The organism is Sphingomonas oryzagri, assembly GCF_029906645.1.
Lineage (GTDB): Bacteria > Pseudomonadota > Alphaproteobacteria > Sphingomonadales > Sphingomonadaceae > Solisphingomonas > Solisphingomonas oryzagri.
Genome location: NZ_JARYGZ010000002.1, coordinates 225,381 through 248,118, shown reverse-complemented (window position 1 = coordinate 248,118; position 22,738 = coordinate 225,381). Strand labels below are relative to the sequence as shown.

The 22,738-nt window shown below is 68.2% G+C and carries 21 protein-coding genes and 1 tRNA gene; 12 read left to right on the top strand and 10 right to left on the bottom strand.

Features of this window, described 5'->3' with window-relative positions; all coding sequences use genetic code 11:
• The first annotated feature begins 98 nt into the window (after positions 1 to 98).
• Complete coding sequence (locus QGN17_RS15245; RefSeq protein ID WP_281045446.1) at positions 99 to 845, top strand: zinc-ribbon domain-containing protein; 747 nt, start codon at positions 99 to 101, stop codon at positions 843 to 845.
• A 98-nt stretch (positions 846 to 943) separates the two neighbouring features.
• Positions 944 to 1,030, top strand: a tRNA-Leu gene (locus tag QGN17_RS15240).
• A gap of 13 nt (positions 1,031 to 1,043) precedes the next feature.
• Here the strand turns inward: QGN17_RS15240 and QGN17_RS15235 are convergent.
• Together QGN17_RS15235 and QGN17_RS15230 are read right to left on the bottom strand one after the other, a co-directional pair.
• Positions 1,044 to 2,102: a glycosyltransferase family 2 protein gene (locus tag QGN17_RS15235; protein ID WP_281045445.1), complete on the bottom strand. Its 1,059-nt coding sequence runs from the start codon at positions 2,100 to 2,102 to the stop codon at positions 1,044 to 1,046.
• Positions 2,099 to 4,624, bottom strand: coding sequence for a DegT/DnrJ/EryC1/StrS family aminotransferase (locus QGN17_RS15230; protein ID WP_281045444.1), 2,526 nt, complete (start codon positions 4,622 to 4,624; stop codon positions 2,099 to 2,101). The genes QGN17_RS15235 and QGN17_RS15230 overlap by 4 nt, the downstream gene beginning before the upstream one ends.
• A 232-nt stretch (positions 4,625 to 4,856) precedes the next feature.
• Between QGN17_RS15230 and QGN17_RS15225 the strand changes: the two genes are divergently transcribed.
• From QGN17_RS15225 to QGN17_RS15195, 7 genes are read left to right on the top strand one after another with little or no spacing between them, the layout of a single operon-like run.
• The gene (locus QGN17_RS15225; protein ID WP_281045443.1) at positions 4,857 to 6,455 is read left to right on the top strand and encodes an efflux transporter outer membrane subunit; all 1,599 of its coding nucleotides are present in this window, start codon (positions 4,857 to 4,859) and stop codon (positions 6,453 to 6,455) included.
• Between the two features lies 1 nt (position 6,456).
• On the top strand, positions 6,457 to 7,788 hold the full coding sequence (locus tag QGN17_RS15220) for an efflux RND transporter periplasmic adaptor subunit (protein ID WP_281045442.1): 1,332 nt from the start codon (positions 6,457 to 6,459) through the stop codon (positions 7,786 to 7,788).
• A gap of 4 nt (positions 7,789 to 7,792) precedes the next feature.
• Positions 7,793 to 8,488, top strand: a complete 696-nt coding sequence (locus QGN17_RS15215; RefSeq protein WP_281045441.1) for an ABC transporter ATP-binding protein — start codon at positions 7,793 to 7,795, stop codon at positions 8,486 to 8,488.
• Positions 8,489 to 8,538: 50 nt separating this feature from the next.
• Complete coding sequence (locus QGN17_RS15210; protein ID WP_281045767.1) at positions 8,539 to 9,747, top strand: ABC transporter permease; 1,209 nt, start codon at positions 8,539 to 8,541, stop codon at positions 9,745 to 9,747.
• Complete coding sequence (locus QGN17_RS15205) at positions 9,744 to 10,409, top strand: EF-hand domain-containing protein (protein ID WP_281045440.1); 666 nt, start codon at positions 9,744 to 9,746, stop codon at positions 10,407 to 10,409. The genes QGN17_RS15210 and QGN17_RS15205 overlap by 4 nt, the downstream gene beginning before the upstream one ends.
• Positions 10,406 to 11,131, top strand: a complete 726-nt coding sequence (locus tag QGN17_RS15200; protein ID WP_281045439.1) for a response regulator — start codon at positions 10,406 to 10,408, stop codon at positions 11,129 to 11,131. Before QGN17_RS15205 ends, QGN17_RS15200 begins: the two co-directional genes overlap by 4 nt.
• Positions 11,131 to 12,453 (top strand): sensor histidine kinase, encoded by a 1,323-nt coding sequence (locus QGN17_RS15195; RefSeq protein WP_281045438.1) that lies wholly within the window; start codon positions 11,131 to 11,133, stop codon positions 12,451 to 12,453. Before QGN17_RS15200 ends, QGN17_RS15195 begins: the two co-directional genes overlap by 1 nt.
• Here QGN17_RS15195 and QGN17_RS15190 read toward each other — a convergent pair.
• The 3 genes from QGN17_RS15190 to QGN17_RS15180 form a co-directional block, all read right to left on the bottom strand.
• Entirely contained in the window at positions 12,450 to 13,034 is a 585-nt protein-coding gene (locus QGN17_RS15190; protein WP_281045437.1) for a manganese efflux pump MntP, read from the bottom strand. The genes QGN17_RS15195 and QGN17_RS15190 overlap by 4 nt on opposite strands.
• 206 nt (positions 13,035 to 13,240) lie before the next feature.
• A complete protein-coding gene (ppc, locus tag QGN17_RS15185; protein WP_281045436.1) occupies positions 13,241 to 15,928 on the bottom strand; it encodes a phosphoenolpyruvate carboxylase in 2,688 nt (895 codons plus the stop codon).
• An 83-nt stretch (positions 15,929 to 16,011) separates the two neighbouring features.
• Positions 16,012 to 16,578 carry an HNH endonuclease gene (locus QGN17_RS15180; RefSeq protein WP_022688401.1) on the bottom strand — a complete coding sequence of 189 codons (567 nt, stop codon included), beginning with the start codon at positions 16,576 to 16,578 and terminating at the stop codon, positions 16,012 to 16,014.
• Between the two features lie 170 nt (positions 16,579 to 16,748).
• Between QGN17_RS15180 and gluQRS the strand changes: the two genes are divergently transcribed.
• Positions 16,749 to 17,606, top strand: a complete 858-nt coding sequence (gene gluQRS, locus QGN17_RS15175) for a tRNA glutamyl-Q(34) synthetase GluQRS (RefSeq protein ID WP_281045435.1) — start codon at positions 16,749 to 16,751, stop codon at positions 17,604 to 17,606.
• A 3-nt stretch (positions 17,607 to 17,609) separates the two neighbouring features.
• On the opposite strand, the gene QGN17_RS15170 is transcribed toward gluQRS, so the two are convergent.
• Positions 17,610 to 18,260, bottom strand: a complete 651-nt coding sequence (locus QGN17_RS15170) for a queuosine precursor transporter (RefSeq protein ID WP_281045434.1) — start codon at positions 18,258 to 18,260, stop codon at positions 17,610 to 17,612.
• 82 nt (positions 18,261 to 18,342) lie between these two features.
• Entirely contained in the window at positions 18,343 to 18,975 is a 633-nt protein-coding gene (locus QGN17_RS15165) for a hypothetical protein (protein WP_281045433.1), read from the bottom strand.
• A gap of 146 nt (positions 18,976 to 19,121) precedes the next feature.
• On the opposite strand from QGN17_RS15165, the gene QGN17_RS15160 reads away from it, so the two are divergent.
• Entirely contained in the window at positions 19,122 to 20,360 is a 1,239-nt protein-coding gene (locus QGN17_RS15160; protein ID WP_281045432.1) for a NupC/NupG family nucleoside CNT transporter, read from the top strand.
• Entirely contained in the window at positions 20,357 to 20,812 is a 456-nt protein-coding gene (locus tag QGN17_RS15155) for a hypothetical protein (protein WP_281045431.1), read from the top strand. The genes QGN17_RS15160 and QGN17_RS15155 overlap by 4 nt, the downstream gene beginning before the upstream one ends.
• Before the next feature lie 7 nt (positions 20,813 to 20,819).
• Here QGN17_RS15155 and QGN17_RS15150 read toward each other — a convergent pair whose 3' ends face one another.
• From QGN17_RS15150 to QGN17_RS15140, 3 genes are all read right to left on the bottom strand, one after another.
• Complete coding sequence (locus QGN17_RS15150) at positions 20,820 to 21,221, bottom strand: hypothetical protein (protein ID WP_281045430.1); 402 nt, start codon at positions 21,219 to 21,221, stop codon at positions 20,820 to 20,822.
• 66 nt (positions 21,222 to 21,287) lie between these two features.
• A complete protein-coding gene (locus QGN17_RS15145) occupies positions 21,288 to 21,809 on the bottom strand; it encodes an HIT family protein (RefSeq protein ID WP_281045429.1) in 522 nt (173 codons plus the stop codon).
• Complete coding sequence (locus QGN17_RS15140; RefSeq protein WP_281045428.1) at positions 21,806 to 22,675, bottom strand: 3-hydroxyacyl-CoA dehydrogenase NAD-binding domain-containing protein; 870 nt, start codon at positions 22,673 to 22,675, stop codon at positions 21,806 to 21,808. Before QGN17_RS15140 ends, QGN17_RS15145 begins: the two co-directional genes overlap by 4 nt.
• Positions 22,676 to 22,738 lie beyond the last annotated feature (63 nt).

Sequence of the window (22,738 nt, the reverse complement as noted above, 5' to 3'; positions counted from 1 at the left end):
TGGGGGGCAAGCGTGGCGCTTGCCAGCCGCCCACCCGTCGTCCTAGACCGGACCAGAGGTGTCGCAAACCCACGCGAGAAAGGCCGGACGACAAAGGCATGATACTGACCTGCCCGGCGTGCGGCACGCGATATCTGGTACCGGACAGTTCGGTCGGCGTGAGCGGGCGTCAGGTGCGGTGCGCCTCGTGCCGGCATAGCTGGTTTCAGGAGCCGCCGGCGATCGAGCCCGAGGCCGCCGTCACGACCTTCGCGCCTCCTCCTCCTCCGGCGCCCGAGCCGGTGGCCGCTCCCGAGCCATCCCCTTACGGTGCGCCGCCGACCGGCATTGCGACGCCACCACCACCGGACGCTTTCGCCGATATCCGCCATTCCCCGGAGGTCGATCCCTACGCGCCGGAGCCGCCGTTCCGGCCGCGCCGCAACCCGATGCGGCAGATGACGGTGCTGGCGGTGCTGGCGGGCCTGCTGCTGCTGATCGGCGCCGGGGCGGTCGCCTGGTTCGGCCCTGCCGCCTTCGCCAGGCTGTTCGGCGCGGACAAGGCGCAGAGTCCGCTGATGCTGCAGGTGACCCGCAAGCCCGATCGTCGCACGCTGGCGACCGGTAGCGAGCTGTTCGCGGTTTCCGGCCGCATCGTGAATCCCACCGAGGTGCCGCAGACCGTGCCGGACATCCGCGCCGAGCTGCGCGACGCGGCGGGCCGCCCGGTCTATGGCTGGACGATCAACGCGCCGGTGCGCCAGCTGCCGCCGAAGGGATCGGCCGATTTCGACAGCGCGGAGGTCGGCGTGCCGCAGGGATCGAAGGCACTCAACCTCAGCTTCGCCGGCACCGACGATCATTGATGAAAAGGGCGTTGCGCGGGGGGAGCGGCTTTGCTAGAGGCGCCCTCCTACCAGCTGCCGGGCCCGAAGAATCGGGGATTTGGCGGGCAAATCGACGTGCGGTCGTGGCGGAATTGGTAGACGCGCAGCGTTGAGGTCGCTGTGGCCGAAAGGCCGTGGAAGTTCGAGTCTTCTCGACCGCACCAGTTTTCGGAAAAATCAGAGCGACAGGCTCGCCGCGAGGCGCCTCGCCCGGCGGGTCGCGCCGATCGCGGCGTCGCGCAACAGGGCCGGTCTGAGCGCCGCACCGCTGCCGGCGAAGGCCGGTCGCACGCGCATCATTTCCGCCGCGTTGTAATGGCCCATGCGCAGGCCTGACCGGGCGATGCGCCACCAGATCATGCGGCTGCTGTCTTGCGCGAAGGGATTGCTCCGCATGTCTTCCAGAAACCGTGCCATGATTGCTCCGCAGCGCGCCAGTGTCGCGGCGTCGGGTGGGGGATAGCTGGCCCCGGCGTAGCGGCTGAGCATTTCGCCGGCCTCCGCCGCCTCCACGCCGAACAGCGTGGCGTGGCGGTCCGCCAGCACACGGCCGGCAGCCCGGATCATGCCCTGCTCGTAGGCCTGGCTCGCTCCGCCGGGGTGGAGGCGATAGCGGACCAGCGGCTCGGCGATGCGACCGATCCGGCCGTGCGCGCGGATGCGGGTGTAGAGATCGAAATCCTCGGCGAAACGATACTCGTCGCGCTCGAACGGCTCCAGCCGGCGCGCGGCCTCGCCACGTATCATCGCGGTCGACCATGCCAGGGGGTTCAACAGCCCCATCATCCAGTCGATCTCGTCGGGATCGGTCAGGTCTGGGTAGGGGTCGCGCCGCAGCTTTCCGCCCTCGAACATCGCGATCGTGGAACAGACCAGCACCACATCGGGATGCGCGTCGAGATAGGCGAGCTGCTTCTCGAACCGATCGGGCGCGCAAATGTCGTCCTGATCCAGCCCGGCGATGAAGCGGCCGCGAGCCTGCGACATGGCGAGGGTTCGGGCTGCCGCCGGGCCACCGTTACGCTCCGCCTTCACCACGCGCAGGCGCGGGTCGTTCATTGCCGCCAGAACCGCGAGCGTATCGTCCGTCGAGCAGTCGTCGGCGACGACGATCTCGAAGTCGGGCATGGTCTGAGCGAACAGACTGTCGATCGTCTCGCGGATGAAGGCGGCGCCGTTATAGGCGGCCATCACCACGCTGACGGCGGGGCCGGCGGTGGGCGCCTCTGCCGTCATGCGACCGCGCGGCGGGCGGCTCCCGTCTTCGCCCTGACCCTTTCCGAGGCGGAGAGAAGCTGCTCGACGATGAGCTGGCCGACGTCATTCTGCCAGAGCCACAGGCCGTTCGCCTGCCCCCGGAAGCTCGCCTCGCCGCCCAGTTTGCCATGCGGCACGAAGCCGGCGGCCAGACCGATGCCGTAGACGCCGGGCACCGCGCACGACGCCGTGTCCACGACGCGGCAGAGATCATCGACCATGCGGCCGCGCACCGGCCCTTCGCAGCGCAACCGGATCGCGCGGCCTCGCTCGTCGATCAGCGGCAGCGCGTGCGGCTGATAGCCGAAGGAGGCGACGACGAGGTCGGCCCGGTCGAGGATGTCCGCCGCCTGCATGTCGTCATCGCCGGTCAGCTGGTGGAGCGTGAGGCGCGGGTCGCCCACCCGGCCGCCGATGCCGAGCGCGTGGACCACCAGTTCGCGCGCCTCCAGCCGGAAGCCGGCGAGGCGATAGACGAAGCCGGAGACCGGGCAGATGTCATCCGGGCCGAAGTCGGTATATCCATCCGCACGCGCGGCATCGATCGAGGGATAGAAGGGGCGCAGCGGCCGACGGTGCAGCAGGGCGATGCCGCCGGTATCCAGCGGCAGACCGCTCTTGAGCAGGCGCACGGCAGTGGTGACGGCGCTCGTCGATCCGCCGACGATGGCGATGCGGGGCGCGCGGCCCCCGTCCAGACAGTCTCGCAGGCGTTCGCGCACCGCCTCGATGCCGCCCGTCGCCAGCAGCGTGTCCGACTGGATCAGCCGGTTGCCGCAGCGTTCGACCAGCGACATGCCCGCGACCTTCTCCTCCGCCAGCCGGATCGCCGGCTGATGGCCGCCGGTTGCGATGACGAGCGAGCGGGACAGCAATTCGATCGAGCCACCGTCCGAGACGCGCCGCGCGCGTGTCCGCCAGAGGCCGTCGGCGGTGCGCTGCGAGGCGATGACCTCGTGGCCGCTGAGGATCGACCCGCCGAGCGTGCGCAGGCGATGGCCGAGCACTTCGCCCAGCCGGTCGAGATAGGCGCCGACCTTGGGCAGCGGCACGCCGAGCGCCCCCTTGTGTTCGGCGATCGCCTGACCGGCCGCCTCGTCGGCGATGCCGAGTCCTGCGGGTAGCGCGCCATCGGCGGTGAGGAAGGTTTCCGCCGAGCTGTCCGACGTGATCTCGTAGGCGCCGAGCCGGCCGCCGCCGATCGTGTCGCCGCGATCGACCACCGCGATGCCGGCCGATGCCAGCGCATCGAGCTTGCCGGCCTTGCCGGCGGCGCAGAGCAACGCCACGCCGGCGGGGCCGCCGCCGACCACCACCGCAGCCAGTACCCGATCGCGCAACGGAGTCGCCGGAACGGTGGAGCGCGGCTGCGCGAAGCAGGCGGCGATCAGCGCGTCGGACACGCGATCGACGTCGGCGACGGTCATGTCGTCGGTCACCGGCAGCGCGATCATGCGCGCGGCGATGTCGTCGGTGACGGGCAGCGCGTCGATCACGCAGCTCTCGCGGAACCACGGCTGCTCACCCAGATGCGGGCTGAAATAGGTGCCGGCGCCGATTCCTGCCTCGGCGAGCTTGGCGATGATTGCGCCGCGATGCTCGGCCAGCGTGCGCGGCAGCAGCACCGACATGAACTGCACCGCCTGCGCGTGACCGCGCGGGCGCTGGACGGAGAAGGCGGCGAGGCGCTCGCGATAGCGCTCCGCCAGCGCGGTGCGGTGAAGCGCGACTTCGTGGATGTCGCCGAGCTTGGCCTCGGCGATCAGCGCGGGGATCTCGGCCAGCTTGGCGTTCATGCCGGGCATGGTGGCAGACCGGCTGCCCTCGAACCCGAAATTCGTCATCGCGCGCAATTTCTCGATCAGCGCATGATCGGCGCAATGGATCACGCCACCCTCGGATGTCGAGAAGGTCTTGGTGGCGTGCATCGAGTAGACGACCGGGAACGGCGCACCGGCGCCAAAGCCGCGGCCCTCGGTATCCAGCGAGCCGAGCGAGGCGGCGGCATCGACCACGATCGCGACGTCATGCCGGCGGGCGAGCCACGCATAGCGCTCCAAGTCGATCGAATTGCCGAAGGTGGCGTAGGGAACGATCGCGGCGATGCGGCGCCCATATTCGGCCAACAGCCGTTCCTCGGCCTTGGGGCAGAGCGCCCAGTCGTCCGGATCGCAGTCGGCGAGCAGCGGAGTGAGGCCCGCCCATTGCGCGGCCTGGCCCGTGGCGGCGAAGGTGAAGGCGGGGAGCAGCGCCAGCTTGCGATCCTGCTCCATGCGCAGCGTCGCGTGCCGGAGTGCGATCATCAGGCCGAGCGTCGCGTTGGCGACCGTCAGGCACGCACCGCGCCCGCCAAACAGCTTTTCGGTCATCGCCTGCTCGAATCGGCGCGCGACCGGGCCGTAATTGCTGAACGTGCCCGATTCCTCGATCGCCTCCAGCCCGGCAGTGAGCTGGCTGAGCTTCGGAGGATTGGGCCGGATCAGGGGCAGGTCGATGGGCATGGCGGGTCCGCTCGAAAGGGTCTGGATCGAATGTCGGCACAGAACCTTTGCTGAAGGAGCGCTAAGGAAGGGTGTACGAGCTGCGATTTGGCTCCGTTTCGGAGGCTTTGCAGGCCTGAATTGTCGGCGAGAACCTCAGCAGAAGTAAAAAGCTGAACGAACAAGGCTTTCGCAACTGCGATATCGGAGGCTATCAAGGCTCTTCGGACAGTATGGAGTTCATCGAGCCGACATGGCGGCCGGCACTGACGGGAACGGGGGCGAGCGCAGGGGCGTCGCGGCGATCATGGCCGTGGCGGTGGGTTCGTTCATGCTGTCGGGATGCACCGTAGGGCCGAATTATCGGCCGCCGAGCGCGACGCGGATGGGCGTGCCGGATCAGTTCTCCTCGGACATCGCGCCGGGCGCCGACGCGCCGAGCGTGCAGGAACTGGGCAGCTGGTGGGCGGCGCTGGGCGATCCGCTGCTCGGCGATCTGGTCGACAAGGCGCTGGCCGCGAACCCGGATATCGAGGCGGCGGGCGCGCAGCTTCGCCAAGCGCGGGCGCAATACAAAAATGCGCGCGCCTCGCTCTTCCCGACGCTCGATATCGGGGGATCGGCGGGGCACACCGCCCTGCTCGGCAAGGGCAGCACCACCTTCATCGCCAATCCGGGCGGCAGTGGCGGCACCAGCTTCGCCACGCAGGGCAGCTACGATCAGTTTTCCGGCTCGCTCGACGCCGCCTACGAGGTGGATCTGTTCGGCGGTGTGCGGCGATCGATCCAGGCGGCCCGCGGCGATTATGCGAGCGCGGCCGAGACGCTGCGCGACACGCAGCGCTCGATCGTCGCCGAGGTGGCGCTCGATTATATCGATGCGCGCTCGGCGCAGGAACGGCTCGCCATCGCGCGTTCCAACCTCAAGAGCCAGGACGAGACCGTCCAGCTGGTCGGCTGGCGGGTGAAGGCCGGTCTCGTCTCCAGCCTCGATCTCGCGCAGGCGAAGGCGCAGCAGGAGACGACGGCGGCGACCATCCCGGCGCTGGAGACCAGCCTCGCCCAGTCGCTCAACGCACTGGCGATCCTGACGGGCCAGGCGCCGGGCAGCCTCAACGCGGCGTTCGATCCGCCGCGCCCCGTGCCGATCGCCGATCGCGCGCTCGGCACCGACGTGCCGGTGGCGGTGCTGGCGCAGCGCCCCGACGTGCGCTCGGCCGAGCGCGCGCTGGCCGCCGCCACCGCACGGATCGGCGTCGCCAAGGCGCAGCTTTATCCGACCCTCAAGCTCTCCGGCTCGCTTGGCGGGAACGGCACGGCGATCGGCGACATCGGCACCTTCCTCACCGGCACGCTGCTCGCCTCCGTGTCGGCGCCGATCTTCCACGGCGGCGCGATCCGCGCGCAGATCGAGAATGCGCGCGGCGGTGCCGATCTTGCGCTCGCCAATTATCACAAGGCGGTGCTGACCGCGCTTTCGGATGTCGAGAATGCGCTGGTCTCGCTCGCCAACAGCCGCCGTCGCGTGGTGACGCTCGGCGCGGCGGCGGACGACAGCCGCAACGCGCTGGTTTTCGCGCAGAGCCAGTATCGCGCCGGCCTGATCGATTTCCAGACCCTGCTCGATTCGCAACGCACCCTGCTGTCCAGTCAGGACAGCCTCGCGCAGGCGCGTGCCGATCGTGCCACGGCGCTCGTCCAGCTCTATAAGGCGTTGGGCGGCGGCTGGCAGGCGGCGCCGCTGCCCGGCACGGCGATGCCCAACGTGCCCGCCCAGATCGAGATTCCCGATCTGGCGGAAGAGCCTGCCCCGATCCCGCCCGACCAGACCAAGCCGATCGAAAGACCCTGACGTGGACCAACCGGCCTCCGACACCGACATCGACAGCTTCCTCGGCATCGAGACGACGCACGCGCGCGGGCGCCTGATCCGCCGTATCGCGATCGGCGTCGCGGTGGTGCTGGTGCTGCTGCTGGTCGTGCGCTGCGTTTCGGGCGCGAAGGAGCGCACCCATTATTCCACCGCGCCGGTGAAGCAGGGCGATCTCTCCGTATCGGTAACGGCGACCGGCAACCTGACGCCGACCAAGCAGATCAACGTCGGTTCGGAGGAATCGGGCATCGTCATCGATGTGTTCGTGCAGAACAACGACCGCGTCACCAAGGGCCAGCCGCTCGCCCAGCTCGATCCCTCGCGCCTCAAGGATGCGCTGGTGCAGAGCCAGGCTCAGTTGCTTTCGGCGCAGGCGACGGTGGCGCAGAACCAGGCGACCGTCGACCAGTCGGGTGCGACGCTGAAGCGCTATCAGGAGGTCGCGCGCCTCTCCGGCGGCAAGGTGCCGTCGGCGACCGAGCTGGACACCGCACGCGGCGATTACGAGCGCGCGGTCGCGAACCTGAAGGCGGCGCAGGCTTCGGTAGCGCAGGCCCGCGCCAACGTCTCGACCAACCAGACCAGCCTCTCCAAGGCGACGATCTATTCGCCGGTCGATGGCGTCGTGCTCTCGCGCCAGGTCGAGCCGGGCCAGACGGTGGCGGCCGAATTCAACGTCGCGACATTGTTCACGATCGCCGAGGATCTCACGCAGATGAAGCTCGACGTGAAGGTGGACGAGGCGGATGTCGGAGAGGTGCAGGTCGGTGACGGCGCGAACTTCTCGGTCGATGCCTATCCGGGGCGCAGCTTCGCAGGTCAGGTGACGCGCATCGATCTCGGCGCCAATGCCACGCCGACGGTGAACAGCGCCGGCAATTCGACCGCATCGACCACCAACGTCGTCGCCTACACGGCCTCGCTCAGCGTCCGGAATCCGGATCTCGCGCTGCGTCCTGGTATGACCGCGACAGCTTCGATCCTCGCCTCGGTCCAGCACGGCAAGCTGCTGGTGCCCAATGCTGCGCTGCGCTTCACGCCCGACGGGTGGAAGTCCAACGGTGGCGGCATCCTTTCAGGCCCGCAGGAAGGCAAGGGTGGCTTCGGCGTCGCGGGGCAGGAGAAGAAGGCGGATATCGGCCGTGGCAGCCGCCAGACCGTCTATGTGCTGGACAGCAAGGGCGATCCCAAGGCGGTGAACGTCGTCGTCGGGTCGACCAACGGCACGCTGACCGCCATCTCCGGCCCGGACGTGAAGCCCGGTATGCAGGTGATCACCGGCCGCCTCGCCCAGAACCAGAAGGCGAAGTGACGCGGTGGCCGAGCCGCTGATCCGGCTGATCGGCGTCACCAAGCGCTTCGGCGTGGGGGCGGCGGCGTTCCAGGCGCTGAAGGGCGTCGACCTCGATATCGAGGCCGGTGATTTCATGGCGGTGATGGGACCGTCCGGATCGGGCAAATCGACGACGATGAACATCCTCGGCTGTCTCGACGTGCCGTCATCGGGCAGCTTCCTGTTCCGCGGCCACCATGTCGAAAGCCTGGGGCGGGATCAGCGCGCCTTGCTGCGCCGTCGCTATCTCGGCTTCGTCTTCCAGGGCTTCAACCTGCTGGCGCGTACGACGGCGCTGGAGAATGTCGAGCTGCCTCTGCTCTATCGCGGCGAGGATCGCTGGACGCGGCGCGAGGCGGCGATGGCGGCACTCGACAAGGTGGGGTTGGCGGACTGGGCCAAGCATACGCCCGCCGAACTCTCCGGCGGCCAGCAGCAGCGTGTCGCGATCGCCCGCGCCATCGTCACCCACCCCGATGTCCTGCTCGCCGACGAGCCGACCGGCAATCTCGATTCGGAACGCTCGATCGAGATCATGGAATTGCTGACCGAGCTCAATCGCACCAGCGGCATCACCGTGCTGATGGTCACGCACGAGCCGGATATGGCGGCCTATGCGCGCACCATCGTCCATTTCCGCGACGGGCTGGTCGAGACGATCGAGAGGAAGGCGGCATGAGCGACCTCGATCTCGCGCCGCCCGCGCCCCGGCAGGCCTCGTCGATGCGGCTGCTGGGCACCACTGCGCTGCTCGCCTTGCGCGCGATCCGCCGCCACATCCTGCGCTCCTTCCTTACCGTGCTGGGCATCGTCATCGGCGTGTTCGCGGTGGTGACGATGGTGACGCTGGGCAAGGGCGCCACGCAATCGGTGCACGACCAGATTTCCAGTCTCGGCGCCAACATCCTCACCGTCATTCCGGGGCAGGGCAACGGGCGCGGCGGTGGCGGTCAGGCGCCGCCGCCGTTCAAATATGGCGACCTCGCCGCGATCCGCGATCAGGTCACCGGCGTGACCTCGGTCGCCCCGCAGGCGCAGGCGAGCGCTGCGGCTGTCCACAATGCGGCCAACTGGTCGACCACCGTCAACGGCACCACCAACGCCTATTTCGATGCGCAGAACTGGAAGCTGACCGACGGCCGCCGCTTTTCCGACAGTGAGGAGGAGGCCGGCAAATCGGTCTGCCTGCTCGGCTCGACGGTGAAGGCGAATCTGTATCCGCACGAGGAGCCGGTCGGCACCCGCCTGCGCCTCGGCAGCGTCGATTGCGAAGTGATCGGCGTGCTCGATGCCAAAGGGCAGGGCGGCTTCGGGCAGGATCAGGACGATACCGTGGTGATGCCGATCAAGGCGGTTCAGCGCCGCTTCACCGGCAACCAGGATATTCGCGCGATCATCGTATCGGCGGATCCGGCGTATGACAGTGGCGACGTGCAGGAAGCGATCGCGGCGCTGCTGCGGGAACGACGGAATATCTCCGGGGGCAAGCTCGACGACTTCATGATCTTCGACAACAAGCAGATCGCCGACACCCTGTCCGGCATCACCGGCGTGCTGACCGCGATCGTCAGCGCGGTGGCGGGGATCTCGCTGCTGGTCGGCGGGATCGGCATCATGAACATCATGCTGGTCTCCGTGACCGAGCGCACGCGCGAGATCGGCATCCGCCTCGCCATCGGCGCGGTCGCGCGCGAGGTGATGCTGCAATTTCTCGTCGAGGCGGTGGTGCTGTCCTGTCTCGGCGGTCTGATCGGGCTGGTGCTGGCGCTGTTCGCGTCGATCGGATTGTCCAAGGTGATCGACGTGCCATTCGTGTTCGATCCGTGGACCAACCTGACGGCCTTCTTCTTCTCCGGGCTGATCGGCGTCGTGTTCGGCTATTTCCCCGCGCGCCGCGCTGCCTCTCTCAACCCGATCGACGCGCTTCGTCACGAATGATCTGGGCGCTGGCTCTGGCGTTGCAGGCGTCCGCATCGGGCGTACAGGCGCCGGCGGATCAGGCGATCGTCGTCAACGGAGCGCAGGGCTGCGGCCCGCCTTTCGCCAAGGCCTATATCGCGCCGATGGGCGAGCCGTTCCGTACCGACGGGTTCACCGATCCGATGAAGGCATGGTTCGACCGGGCCGACAGCGATCATGACGGCAAAGTGACGCTGGCGGAGTTCCGCGCGGATTCGGACCGTTTCTTCTCGACGCTCGATGTCGACAAGTCCGGCGAGATCGATCCCGAGGAAATGGCGCATTACGAAAATGTCGTCGCCCCCGAGATCAAGCTCTACCAGCGGGGGCAGGACAAGCGCCCCAGAACGCGCGAGCAGAAGCATCAGGCGAAGGCCGCCGCCCGCCGCCGCGCCGATTACGAGGCGCCCTATGGCGCGGGCGTCTGGTCCTCGCTGAACATCCCGCAGCCGATCGTCGCGGCGGACACCGATCTCAATCGTGGCGTCTCGCGGCTCGAACTCGATCAGGCGGCGGTCCGCCGCTGGCCGCTGCTCGACACGCAGGGGCTCGGCTATCTGACCTACGTGACGCTCGCGAAGAGCCCCGCGCAAATGGATATCGACGCGTGCCGTTTGGGCGAGGATAAGGGGCGACGATGAACGATCCCGTCCCACCCCGCCTGCTGGTCGTCGACGACGACGCCGATCTGCGCGAATTGATCGCCGGCTTCCTGCGCGACCATCATATTGACGTCGAAACCGCCGCCGATGCCGAAGGCATGGACGCAGCGCTCGCCCGCCAGCGTTACGATTGCGTGATCCTTGATCTGATGATGCCGGGCGAGGACGGTCTGTCGGTGCTGCGCCGGATGCGCGGGCGCGATCGCACGCCGGTGATCATGCTGTCGGCGATGGGCGAGGATGTCGATCGCATCGTCGGCCTCGAAGTCGGTGCGGACGACTATCTCTCCAAGCCCTGCAACCCGCGCGAGCTTTTGGCCCGTGTGCGTGCGCTGCTCCGGCGCACGACGCGGGGCGACGAGGTGCTGCACGTGCCGGGCGCGGGGGGCGGCACGCCGCGCCGCCGCTTCGGGGACTGGTCGCTCGATCTGGTCGAGCGTACGTTGTTCCGCCAGGGCTATCCGGCCTCACCGCTGACCGATGCCGAGTTCCGGGTGATGACCGCCTTCCTCGATCGCCCGCAGCGCGTGCTCAGCCGCGACACGCTGATCGAGCTGGCCAAGGGATCGGACGCCGACGTGTTCGATCGCGCGATCGACGTGACGATCAGCCGCCTGCGCAAGAAGCTGGGGCCGGGCGATCCGATCCGCACGATCCGCAACGAGGGGTACATGCTGTCGCTCAAGCCCGAAGAGGGCTGATGCGCTTCCGCTCGCTGCCCCTGTTCTGGCAGACCCTGATCCTGCAGCTCGGCGGGCTGGCGATGGCCCTCCTCGTCTCGGTGCTGCTGATCATCTACCTGCCGGCGCCCCGGCCCGATTTCTACACCATGACCGAGATCGCTGAGCGGCTGGCGATGGAGCCTGGATCGGACGGCAAGCTGATCGTCCATCGCGCCGATGCGCCACCGCTGGCCGAGGACGGCATGATCTCCGATCCGCGCATCACGCAACGGCTGGCGAACCAGATCCAGCGGCCGACCGACGACGTGCGGCTGTATTTCCAGGCGGACCAGTCGGAGGTTTTTCCCTTCACCCGGCAGCCCGGATCGGGGGCGGTGCCGATCCGCCATGGCCAGCCTTATTTCTTCAACACCGTCGTCGCGGCCGAGCGCGATCCTGCCGGCGGATGGCGGGTGCTGCGCACGCCGCCGCCGTCGCACATATCGGTGTGGCAGCAGCGCACGGCGATCTGGTTCGGACTGTCCGCGCTGTTCATGGTGCCGTTCGCCTGGGTGTTCGCGCGGCGGCTGACCCGCCCGATCCGGCGCTTCGCCGAGGCCGTCGAGCGGCTCGACCATGATCGCGACGCACCGCCTGTGGCCGTGGAAGGGCCGCGCGAGCTGGAAGTGGCGGCACAGGCGCTCAATGCGATGCACGGGCGTCTGCGCGTCAACCTGCGCGAACGCGCGGCGATGATCGGGGCGATCGCGCACGACCTGCGCACTCCGCTCGCCCGCATCGCCTTCCGTATCGAGGCGGCGCCGGAGAAGATCCGCGGGCCGGTGCAGGCCGACATCGAGCAGATGCGCGAGATGGTGGCGGCGACGATCGGCTTCCTGCGCGGCGACGCGGGGACGGGCGAGCGTCAGCCGGTCGATCTCGCCGCGCTCGGCCGCCGGCTGGCGGGGCAGGCGAGCGACACCGGATCGCCAGTCTCGGTGATGGAGATCGAGCGCGCCGTGGTGAACGGCGATCGTTCGGCGCTCGAACGGCTGATCCAGAACCTGATCGACAATGCGGTGAAATATGCCGGCGCCGCCGAGCTCAGCATCCGCCACGATATCGACCGGGCGCGGCTGATCGTCGCCGATCGCGGGCCGGGCATTCCCGATAACGAACTCGATCGCATGTTCGAGCCGTTCGAGCGGCACGAGCCTTCACGCAGCCGCTCGACCGGCGGCCTCGGCCTCGGCCTCGCCATCGCCCGCTCGATCGCGCAGGCGCATGGCGGCTCTATCCGCGCCGAGAATCGCGCAGGCGGCGGCCTGGCGGTGACGGTCGATCTGCCGGCCGCGGCCTAGCCGCCCATCAGCCACTGCTGCACGGGGATCGCCGCGCCGATCAGGATCAGCACCCCGCCGCCCATGATCTCTGCATAGCGGCCGAGCCAGAGGCCGGCATGTTTGCCGATCATCACGCCGGAACTGGCGATGATCGTGGTCACCCCGCCGATCACGATGCAGGCGGCGAGCAGCGGCACACCCATCACCGCGAGGCTGACGCCCACAGCCAGCGCGTCGATCGACGTGGCGACGGCGGTGAGCGCGACGGAGAGTATGCCCATGGCCGGCTTCTTGTCGTCCGCGTCATGCTCCTCGGCGAGGTCGCCGTGCCACGCCTCCCACATCATGTGGCCGCCGACGCCGACCAGCAGGATGAAGGCGATCCAGCCGCCATATTCGGAGAACCAGGTCGCCACCGCCTTGCCGATCAGCCAGCCGAGGCACGGCATCAGCGCCTCGAAGACACCGAACACCGCGCCGATGCGGATCGCGTCCCGCCAGCGCGGCGTACCCATCGCGGCACCCTTGCCGACCGACGCGGCGAAAGCATCGACCGACAGGCCAAGGCCGAGTGCCCCGAGCGTCAACATTCCAGCCATATGTCCAATAATCCGGGGCCGAGGCAGACGACGACGCACGCGCCCTCCCGGCCACAGCGGAAGGCACGACGTCGTGGTCTTGCCGGGCGGATCACTCTCCGCTGCCCTCGCCACGGGCCATTCGGAAATGGCGCCGAGTATGTTGACGAAGGCCCCGCTCACACGCGCGGGTGGCTACTCCCCAGGAACGGACGCGCTCTGCCCGATCAGCCGCTGTTGCGCAAGGCCGTGGCGATGGCGTTGATCGAAAGCTCGATGCCTTCCTTGATCCGCGCATCCTCCTCGCCCGCGCGGTGGCGCTTGAGCAGTTCCACCTGCAGCAGGTTGAGCGGCTCGATATAGGGCAGGCGCAGCCGGATCGAGGTGTCCAGCGACGGGTGTTTCTCCAGCAGCCGCGTCTGGCGGGTAACCGACAGCAGGCAATCGTGGGTCTGCTGCCAGCCGTCGCGGATGCGGCCGAAGAACATGTCGCCCATCGCCTTGTCCTCGACGAGCGGCAGATAATGGGCGGCGATCTTCATGTCGGACTTCGCCAGCACCATCTCCATATTGGCGAGGGTGGCGGCGAGGAAGGGCCAGGCCTCCAGCATCTCGCGCAGCAGGCCCATGTCGCCGAAGCCGGAAAGACCGGCGCCGACCCCGTACCAGCCCGGCAGCATGATCCGTGCCTGCGCCCACGAGAAGACCCACGGGATCGCGCGCAGATCCTCGATCCGGTCGCTCTTGGTGCGGCTGGCCGGGCGCGATCCGATCTTCAGGCCGGCGATCTCCGTCAGCGGGGTGATCTGGCGGAAGAAGGTGCGGAAGGCATCGTCCCCATAGACGAGATCGCGATAGGCGTGGAACGCCGTATCCGAAATCTGCGCCATGGCGGTGGCGAAGCGATCGTAATCCTTGGCCGACAGCCTGGACTGTTCGAGACTGGCGAGCAGGGTGGCCGACGCCATCGCTTCCAGATTGTTGGCGGCGCTTTCGCGCGTGCCGTATTTGGCGGCGATCACCTCACCCTGCTCGGTGATGCGGATGCGGCCCTGCACGGTGCCGGGCGGCTGCGCGAGGATCGCCGCGAAGGACGATCCGCCGCCGCGCCCGACCGCGCCGCCGCGCCCGTGGAACAGTTGCATCGCGACGCCGGCCTTGTCGAATACGGGTGCAAGGATGCGGCTCGCCTGATGCAACGACCAGACCGAGGTGAGGTAACCGCCGTCCTTGTTGGAGTCCGAGTAGCCGACCATCACCTCCTGGTGGCCGCGCGCCTTGGCCAGCGCGGCGATCTCGGGCAGCGCGAACCAGTCGGTCATCACCTGCGGAGCATTTTCGAGGTCGCCGATCGTCTCGAACAGCGGCACCGCCATGATCGCCGCATGGGGCGCGTCGCCTTCCTCGGTGGCCGGGCGATAGAGGCCGACCTCCTTGAGCAGCGTATTCACCTCCAGCATGTCCGATACGCTTTCGGACTTGGAGATGTTGTAGATTCGGATGCAGCCCGGCCCGTACAGCCGGTGCGCCTCGGCGGCCGCGCGCAGGATGGCGAGTTCGGTCTTCGTCTCGTCCGAATAATCGCCCCAGTCGCTCGACAACGGGCGCCCGTGCGCCAGTTCGCGGCGCAGCGTCGCGATGCGCGCCTTTTCGTCCAGCGCGAGGTAATCGGCCTCGACGCCGGCCACCTTGAGCAGTTCCGCGACCACGCGCTCGTGCACATCGGCATTCTGGCGCAGGTCGAGCGTGGCGAGGTGGAAGCCGAACGTGTCGATCGCGCGGATCAGCCGGCCGAGCGCGCCGCCGCTCTTGAGGCTGTCGCCGCCCTGTTCGCCCAGCGCGTGCGCCAGGGTCGCGAGATCATGACGCAGCGCCTGCGGATCGGCATAGGCTTCCGCAGACACGCGCGCCGGCAGCGGCGGGGCGTGGCCGACGATGGTCTGGTACGTCGCGGCGAGGCGCGCATAGATGCCGGTCAGCGCGCGGCGATAGGGTTCGTCGTCACGGTTGCGGCCGGGATCGTGCGCCTCCTCGGCCAGCGCATCCAGCGCCGTATCGTGCGGCGCCAGTTCGGTGGAGATCGACAGCTCCGCACCCAGCTCGTGGATTGCGGCGAGATAATAGCCCAGCACCGCCGCCGCCGACTTGGCGAGGACGAGGCGCAGCGAATCGGCCTTGACGTTCGGGTTGCCGTCCCGATCGCCACCGATCCAGTTGCCGAGCCGCAGGAAGCTGGGCGAGCGATGCCCCAGCGCGCGGTCCCAGCGCGCGTAGAGCGCAGGTAACGTGGGCAGCAGCACATCGCGCAGGTAAGCGAGCGCGGTGTCGATCTCGTCCGCCACGTAGAGCCGCTCGCGGCGCAGCGCGCGCGTCTGCCAGAGCAAGGCGATCTGGCGGATGATCGCCTCCTCGATCAGATCGCCGTCCTGCGTCTCCTCGGCGCCTGTATCGCGCTGGAGCATCAGCTCGGCGATGCGGTTGCGGTGATCGATCATGCTCTTGCGCCGCACCTCGGTCGGGTGCGCGGTGAGCACGGGGACGACGAGCGCGCGCTCCAGCAGATCCAGCACCTTGTCCTTGCCGATGCCCTGTTTGGCCAGCCGGTCGAGCGCATGGGCCATGTCGGCGTCCGGCTCGGCGGCGATGCCCTGCCGGTCCTCCGCGAGATTGGCGAGCATCGAGAAGAGCATGAAGCCGCGCACGAAGGCGAGCGTGTCGTCGAGGTTCAGCGCCTCCAGCCCCGCATCGATCGCATCCGCCCCGGCGATGCCGCGCGCACGATCGACCGAGACCGAGCGGATATATTCGATCCGCCGGAACAGCTGCTCACCACCATAGGCCCGGATCACATCGCCCAGCAGCTTGCCAAGGAAGCGGACGTCGGGGTTCTGCGTGATCGGGGGTGCGCTGGCCATGGGCGGGTGCTGCATCGCAGCGCGTCCGCCGTCAATGCTTCGTTTCGTATATCCTGTCTCGCGCTGTCAGTTTCGTGCGCGGATCAGGCCTCCAGTGGCACATCCCAATAGAGCCAGTCCCGCCAGCTATCGTGAAGATAATTGGGCGGAAAGCGACGGCCATTCTCTTGCAGCGCCCAACTGGTCGGCCTGTGCGGCTCCTGCGTGAGCGCCATATGCGCCTGTCGGGGCGTGCGGCCGCCCTTGCGCAGGTTGCATGGGGCGCAGGCGGTGGAGACGTTTTCCCAGGTGGTCCGCCCCCCTTGAGCGCGGGGGATGACATGATCGAAGGTCAGATCGTGACGGCTGCCGCAATATTGGCACTCGAAGCTGTCCCGCAGGAACAGGTTGAAGCGGGTGAAGGCCGGAAAGGCCGACGGCTTCACGAACTGGCGGAGCGCGATCACCGAGGGCAGCTTCATGGTGAAGCTCGGCGAATGGACCTCGCGCTCGTAATGCGAGACGATGTCGACCCGTTCCAGGAAAACGGCCTTGATCGCGGTCTGCCACGGCCACAACGAGAGGGGATAATAGCTGAGCGGGGTATAGTCCGCGTTCAGCACGAGGGTGGGGCACCCATCGGGATGTCGGATGAGATCGGGGTGATACATGGGACGACATGAACCTCCGCTCGGCGTCGCCGCCTTGCCGGTTCCAGGCCCTGTCGCACTCAGGACGCGATGCCGGTAAGGCAGCGTCGTCTTGTCAGCCGATCGGATGCCCGATCTTGGTGACGAGCCCATGACACAACAGCCGCGACTCGCGGTCAAGGGCCGGTTTGATGATATCCACAACTGTTGCCGCTGTCGTCACCCGGTTCGCGCCGAGCCCGACCGGACGGTTGCATGCCGGCCACGCTTATTCGGCGATCCGGGCGCATGACTTCGCGCGGGAGCAAGGCGGTCGGTTCCTGCTCCGGATCGAGGATATCGATCCTGGCCGTTCCCGCCCCGAATATGTCGCCGGGATCGTGGAGGATCTGCGGTGGCTGGGGCTCAACTGGGACGGAGAGATGGTCCGCCAGTCGTCGCGGCTCGATTCCTATCGCGGTGCGCTGGGGGCGTTGGGGGCGGATGGGCTGCTCTACCCATGCTTCTGCACGCGGGCCGACATCGCGCAGGCGGCGAGCGCGCCGCATGGGCCGGAGGGGGCGGTCTATCCCGGCACCTGCCGCGCGCTCGATCCGGCGGAGCGCACGATGCGGATGGAGCGTGAGCCGCACGCCTGGCGGATCGCGATCGACCGGGCGGTGGCGCGGACCGGCCCGCTCCACTGGCACGATGCGACAGCGGGGGAGATCGCGGCCGACCCGATGCGCTTCGGCGACGTCGTGCTGGCGCGCAAGGATGCGCCGGCCTCCTATCATCTGGCGGTGACGGTGGACGATGCCTGGCAGCGCGTGACCGACGTCGTGCGGGGGCAGGATCTGTTCGAGGCGACGCATATCCACCGCCTGCTGCAGGCGCTGCTCGGCCTGCCGACGCCGCGTTACCACCACCATCCGCTGCTGGTGGATGCGACCGGAGAGCGTCTCGCCAAGCGTCGGGGGAGCGAGAGCCTGGCCGATCTGCGGGCGAGGGGTGTCGATCCGCTCGCCCTGGCCGATGCGCTGCGTCGAGGGGAGGCGACGGGCCTCTGATCCTTAAGCGGCCCTCGGCTCGTCGAGCCAGCGACCCAGCCTGACGAGGCCGGTGATCAGCCAGGGGATCAGCACGATCGACAGCACCACCTTGGTGAGCATCTGTCCGCCCATCAGCCCGAGGATCGGCCGCTCGCCGAGGAAGGAGATGGTGATGAACAGCACCGTATCGACGATCTGGCTGATCACGCTGGCGATCATGCCGCGCAACCACACCTTCTTGCCCTCGCCTTTCGACAGGCGGGAAAACACCAGCACGTTGAGCGTCTGCGACGTGCCGTAGGAGATCAACCCGGCGATCATCATCCGCGCGCCCTGGCCGACCACGATCGGAAAGGCGGAGACGGCGGGCGGGTACATGCCCGGATCGGTCGGCAGGTGGAGCACCACCTGGATCAGCACCGCCGATGTGATCAGCGGCACGAAGCCCAGCCGCACCAGCGCGTCGGCGGTCGGCTTGCCGTGCAGCTCGGCCACCGCGCTGCCCATCGCGACGAGCAGCAGGAAGGCGAAGATGCCCGCCTCCACCGCCAGCGGCCCGAGCGCGACCTGCTTCACGCCGAGCACGCCCGCCATGCAGACCATCCCGCCGTACAGCAGCGAGAAGAGGAACAGGGATCGGGGAAAGGCGGGCGCGACCGGCTCTGTGGACATGCGCCCTGCTATCCGGTTTCTCCGCACAGAAAAAGGCCGGACGCATCGTGCGCCCGGCCTTCCCCCTCCCCGGGAGCGAAAATCAGATGGTGTTGCGGTCCGGCTTCGGCGCGGGCGCCTTGGCGGCGGGCAGCACGGCCGGCGTCGCGACAGGCGCGGCCTGGGCGGCCGGCGCGGCGGTGGGGGTAAGGCCCTGCGGCCTGCTCACCGTCGACCCGCAATCTCCGCTGGAGGTGCGCTGGATCTGCGGGGCCTTGCCGTCACCGAGCGAGACGGTGCGCACGCTCTGGCTGCACACCTGCCCGTCGGCGCCGGTCGAGGAGACCATCGTGAAGCTGGTCGTGCCGGCCCCGCCGCCGCTGCGCATCGCGGCCTGCTGGAGCTGTTCGGGCGTCATGCTCTGCATCATCGCCGCCTGGTGCATCATGCCGGCCATCTGCGCATCCATCTGCGCCGAGATGCGGTCCATCATCGCGAAGGGCGAATCCGGGCCGAACGCGACCATCATCGGATCGGCCGTCGCGACCGGCACCGCCACCACGCGCGGTGCGACGTCGCCGGTGTAGCGGACCTGCTGGATCGATCCGTCGGGCATGTGGACGTTCAGCACGTGGACCGGCACGACGCGGGCTTCCTGGCGATCGGCGGCGACCGCCGCGGTGACGCCGGCGGCGGCCATCAGGCCAGCGATCATGAGAACGGGCTTCAGACGCATCGGAACATGTCCCTTTCGGAATTATCGACGAGTGCCGGCGTCATCCTGTCCCATCCACCTGAACGCCTGTTGAATGGCGGCTGGAAGAGCGCGCCGGCCCGTGTATGGTCGCGGCTCGTTCGCTTTCAGGAACTTTCCGCCCGCTTATGACCAAGATCCTGACCGGCATCGCCGGCATCGTCGTGATCCTGCTGATCGCCTACGCCTTTTCGGCCGACCGCCGCGCGATCCGCCCACGCGTGGTGGGCGCCGCCTTCGCGCTGCAGGCGGCGATCGCGGTGCTGGTGCTGTACGTGCCGGCGGGGCGCTGGGTGCTGGAACAGATGTCCGGCGGCGTCTCCGATCTGCTGGGCTACGCCAATGCCGGCACGCAATTCCTGTTCGGCAAGCTCGCCACCGATCCGCTCGGCCAGATGTTCGCGATCCAGGCGCTGCCGGTGATCATCTTCTTCGCGGCGCTCGTCTCGATCCTCTATCATGTCGGCATCATGCAGCTGGTCGTGCGCTGGATCGGCGGCGGGATCGAGAAGGTGATCGGCGTCTCCAAGGTGGAATCGCTCTGCGCAGCGGCCAACATCTTCGTCGGCCAGAGCGAATCGCCGCTCGTCATCCGCCCCTATCTGGCGGGCCTCTCGCAAGCCCAGGTGTTCGCGGTGATGACCAGCGGCATGGCGGGCGTCGCCGGCACGATCCTCGCCGCTTACGCCTCGATGGGGATCAAGATCGACTATCTGCTCGCCGCCAGCTTCATGTCGGCGCCGGGCGGCCTGCTGATGGCCAAGATCATCATGCCCGACCCCAGGACGGCCGCCGAAATGGACATCGCAGACGAGGATGTCGTGATCGCCGAGGCGACGCATGACGAAGAGAAGCCCGCCAACATCATCATGGCGGCAGCCCAGGGCGCGCAGACCGGTGTGCGGCTCGCCGTCGCGGTGGGCGCGATGGTGCTGGCGTTCGTGGCGCTGGTGGCGCTCGCCAACGGCCTGCTGACCGGCGTCGGCCACTGGTTCGGGATCGAGGATCTCACCTTCCAGCGGCTGCTCGGCTATGCGTTCGCGCCGGTGATGTTCCTGCTCAACGTGCCGTGGCATGAGGCGGGGATCGCGGGCGGCCTGTTCGGCGAGAAGATCGTGCTCAACGAATTCGTCGCCTACATCTCGCTCGGCAAGGACACCCAGCTTTCGCCGCACACCGTCGCGGTGGTGACGTTTGCCTTGTGCGGCTTCGCCAACTTCTCCTCGATCGCGATCCAGATGGCGGTGACCGGCAACCTCGCCCCCAACCAGCGGCCGACCATCGCCAAGCTCGGCCTGCGCGCGCTTCTGTCGGGTAGCCTCGCCAACCTGATGTCGGCGGCGTTCGCCGGCCTGCTGCTGTCGTGACGCTCACCCTCGCCTTCACCAAGGGGGTGGGGAAGCATGATCGCCTCGACATGCGCCGCGCCGACGGAGGAGAGGAGCGGATCGATTGCCCCAAGCAGGGCATCATCCCGCACGACATGGTCCATTATGCGGTGGAGAATGTGCTGGCCGCGCGCGGCTTCCTTGGCCGCGTGGCGGCGGGCGAGGACGCCGCCTTCACCATGCAGGCCGAGGCGGAGAGCGACGGGGTCGAACGGCTGGTCGAGGTCGTGCAGGGCGATGCCTGGTCGGGTGGCGAATCGACGCCGGACGCGATGATCGACCTCTACCGGATCACCTGCGAGGCGCGCGCCTGCCCGGCGCTGCCGCTCGACGCGGCGACGATCGGGGCGATCCGCGCAGAGATGCGCACCCTTGGCGAAGCGTGGAGCGCCACGCCGATCGGCGGGACGCTCACGCTGCGCTTCGGCTGAAGCGGCCTCAGCCCTTCAGCTTGGTGTTGCAGGCGCTCCAATATTGCGGCCACTTCTGGCCGGCCGGGATCTTGCCCGCCGCCTTGTCGGCGGACCACATCTGACCGCACTTGCGCTGGCGATCATGCATCGCCTGCATCGCCGGGCTCTGTGCGCCGGGCAGGTGCGAGGCGGGCTTGGCGGCAGCGACCGGCTTCGCGGCGGGTGCCGGCGCGGCGACGGGGGCGGCCGTTCCGCCACGGCACGCCGCGAGGAACTGTGCCCAGTTCTTGCCGCCCAGCGTGTTGTTGGCCTTGGCCGCCTGATATTTGGCGCCACATTCCTTCATCACGTCGTTTGCGGCGTGGGCCGACGCCCCGACACCCAACGCCACTATGATCGCCCCAGCGCCTGCGAGAAACTTGTTCACGGCACGTCCCTCCTGTTCGAGAAGACGGAGCATATCACAGGCTTCGGGCAGCGCCAGCGGCGCCGTTCAGCGCATCGCCGCGTGGATCTTCGCGGCGATCGCCGCCAGCTTCCGGGGATCGGCCGGCTTCTGGCCGTAGCTGACCTTGGCGAGCGGCACGGCCTTCCACTGCGGGGTGACGTGCATGTGGAAGTGGAACACCGTCTGCCCCGCCGCCTCGCCACTGTTCTGGCGGATGAAGATGCCGTCGGGCTTCAGCGCGCGCATCTGCGCCTTCGCCAGCCGCTGCGTCACGTCGATCAGGTGATCGAGCACCGGCCGGGGAATGTCGATCAGGTTGCGGTAATGCCCCTTGGGGATCACCAGCAGGTCGCCGGTCGACAGCGGGTGGATGTTCATGAAGGCGAGGACGGTGCGATCCTCATAGACCTTCGTCGCCGGCAATCTGCCGGACAGGATCTTCGCGAACGGATTGTCGGTATAGGCGCCGGTCAGCCCGGTCGGGATGTTCTTCGCGGACCCCGGCGCAACCTCGGCGGCCGCCGGCGTCGCGACGATCAGCGCCAGCAGGGCAAGCGCGGCCTTCATCGCGTCGGTACCGGTTCGGCGCCCGAATAATCGTAGAAGCCGCGCTTGGTTTTGCGGCCGTACCAGCCGGCCTCGACATATTTGACCATCAACGGCGCCGGCCGGAACTTGGGATCGCCAGTGCCTTCGAGCAGAACGCGCGTAATCTCCAGGCAGGTATCGAGGCCGATGAAGTCGGCCAGCGTCAGCGGGCCCATCGGATGGTTGAGGCCGAGGCTGACGGCGGTGTCGATGTCGCGGACGTTGGCGACGCCTTCGCCGAGCGCGAAGATCGCCTCGTTGATCAGCGGCATCAGCACGCGGTTGACGATGAAGCCCGGCGCGTCGTTGGCGTGGACGACCTCCTTGCCGAGCTTCTTCGCGAAGGTCTCGACCCGCGATACCGTCTCGTTGGAGGTGGCGAGGCCGCGGATCAGCTCGATCGGCTTCATCACCGGCACGGGATTGAAGAAATGGACTCCCATGAAGCGGCCGGCATCGGGCGCCGCCTGCGCCAGCCGCGTGATCGGGATGGAGGAGGTGTTGGTGGCGAGGATCGCGTCGCCGCCCATCGCCTTGCCGACCTCGGCGAAGATGGCGCGCTTGATCTCCTCGCGCTCGGTCGCCGCCTCGATCACGAGGATCGCCTCGCCGAAGGCGGCATAGTCGCCGACCGTCTCGATCCGACCCAGCGCCGCTTCGGCATCGCTCGCGGTCGCCTTGCCCTTTTCCACCGCCAAGCCGAGCCGCTTGGCGATGCCCGCCTTGCCCTTTTCGGCCAGCGCGATGTCGCGATCGGACAGCAGCACGCGATAGCCCGCCTGCGCCGCCACCTGCGCGATGCCCGCGCCCATCTGTCCCGCGCCGATGACGCCGATCGTTTCCATGTGCCGTCTCCGCTAGTCCGAACTCTCGCGGACGCGCCTAGCGAGGTTGACGCACCTGCGGCA

Coding starts and splice junctions, on each gene's coding strand:
- QGN17_RS15180 (WP_022688401.1), bottom strand. CDS start 16,578: ATGTATCACCCCGATCTCATCCGACATCCCGATGGGTGCCCCACCCTC.
- QGN17_RS15195 (WP_281045438.1), top strand. CDS start 11,131: ATGCGCTTCCGCTCGCTGCCCCTGTTCTGGCAGACCCTGATCCTGCAG.
- QGN17_RS15205 (WP_281045440.1), top strand. CDS start 9,744: ATGATCTGGGCGCTGGCTCTGGCGTTGCAGGCGTCCGCATCGGGCGTA.
- QGN17_RS15160 (WP_281045432.1), top strand. CDS start 19,122: ATGACCAAGATCCTGACCGGCATCGCCGGCATCGTCGTGATCCTGCTG.
- QGN17_RS15140 (WP_281045428.1), bottom strand. CDS start 22,675: ATGGAAACGATCGGCGTCATCGGCGCGGGACAGATGGGCGCGGGCATC.
- QGN17_RS15230 (WP_281045444.1), bottom strand. CDS start 4,624: ATGCCCATCGACCTGCCCCTGATCCGGCCCAATCCTCCGAAGCTCAGC.
- QGN17_RS15165 (WP_281045433.1), bottom strand. CDS start 18,975: ATGCGTCTGAAGCCCGTTCTCATGATCGCTGGCCTGATGGCCGCCGCC.
- ppc (WP_281045436.1), bottom strand. CDS start 15,928: ATGGCCAGCGCACCCCCGATCACGCAGAACCCCGACGTCCGCTTCCTT.
- QGN17_RS15235 (WP_281045445.1), bottom strand. CDS start 2,102: ATGACGGCAGAGGCGCCCACCGCCGGCCCCGCCGTCAGCGTGGTGATG.
- QGN17_RS15170 (WP_281045434.1), bottom strand. CDS start 18,260: ATGTCCACAGAGCCGGTCGCGCCCGCCTTTCCCCGATCCCTGTTCCTC.
- QGN17_RS15245 (WP_281045446.1), top strand. CDS start 99: ATGATACTGACCTGCCCGGCGTGCGGCACGCGATATCTGGTACCGGAC.
- QGN17_RS15190 (WP_281045437.1), bottom strand. CDS start 13,034: ATGGCTGGAATGTTGACGCTCGGGGCACTCGGCCTTGGCCTGTCGGTC.
- QGN17_RS15200 (WP_281045439.1), top strand. CDS start 10,406: ATGAACGATCCCGTCCCACCCCGCCTGCTGGTCGTCGACGACGACGCC.
- QGN17_RS15145 (WP_281045429.1), bottom strand. CDS start 21,809: ATGAAGGCCGCGCTTGCCCTGCTGGCGCTGATCGTCGCGACGCCGGCG.
- QGN17_RS15225 (WP_281045443.1), top strand. CDS start 4,857: ATGGCGGCCGGCACTGACGGGAACGGGGGCGAGCGCAGGGGCGTCGCG.
- gluQRS (WP_281045435.1), top strand. CDS start 16,749: ATGATATCCACAACTGTTGCCGCTGTCGTCACCCGGTTCGCGCCGAGC.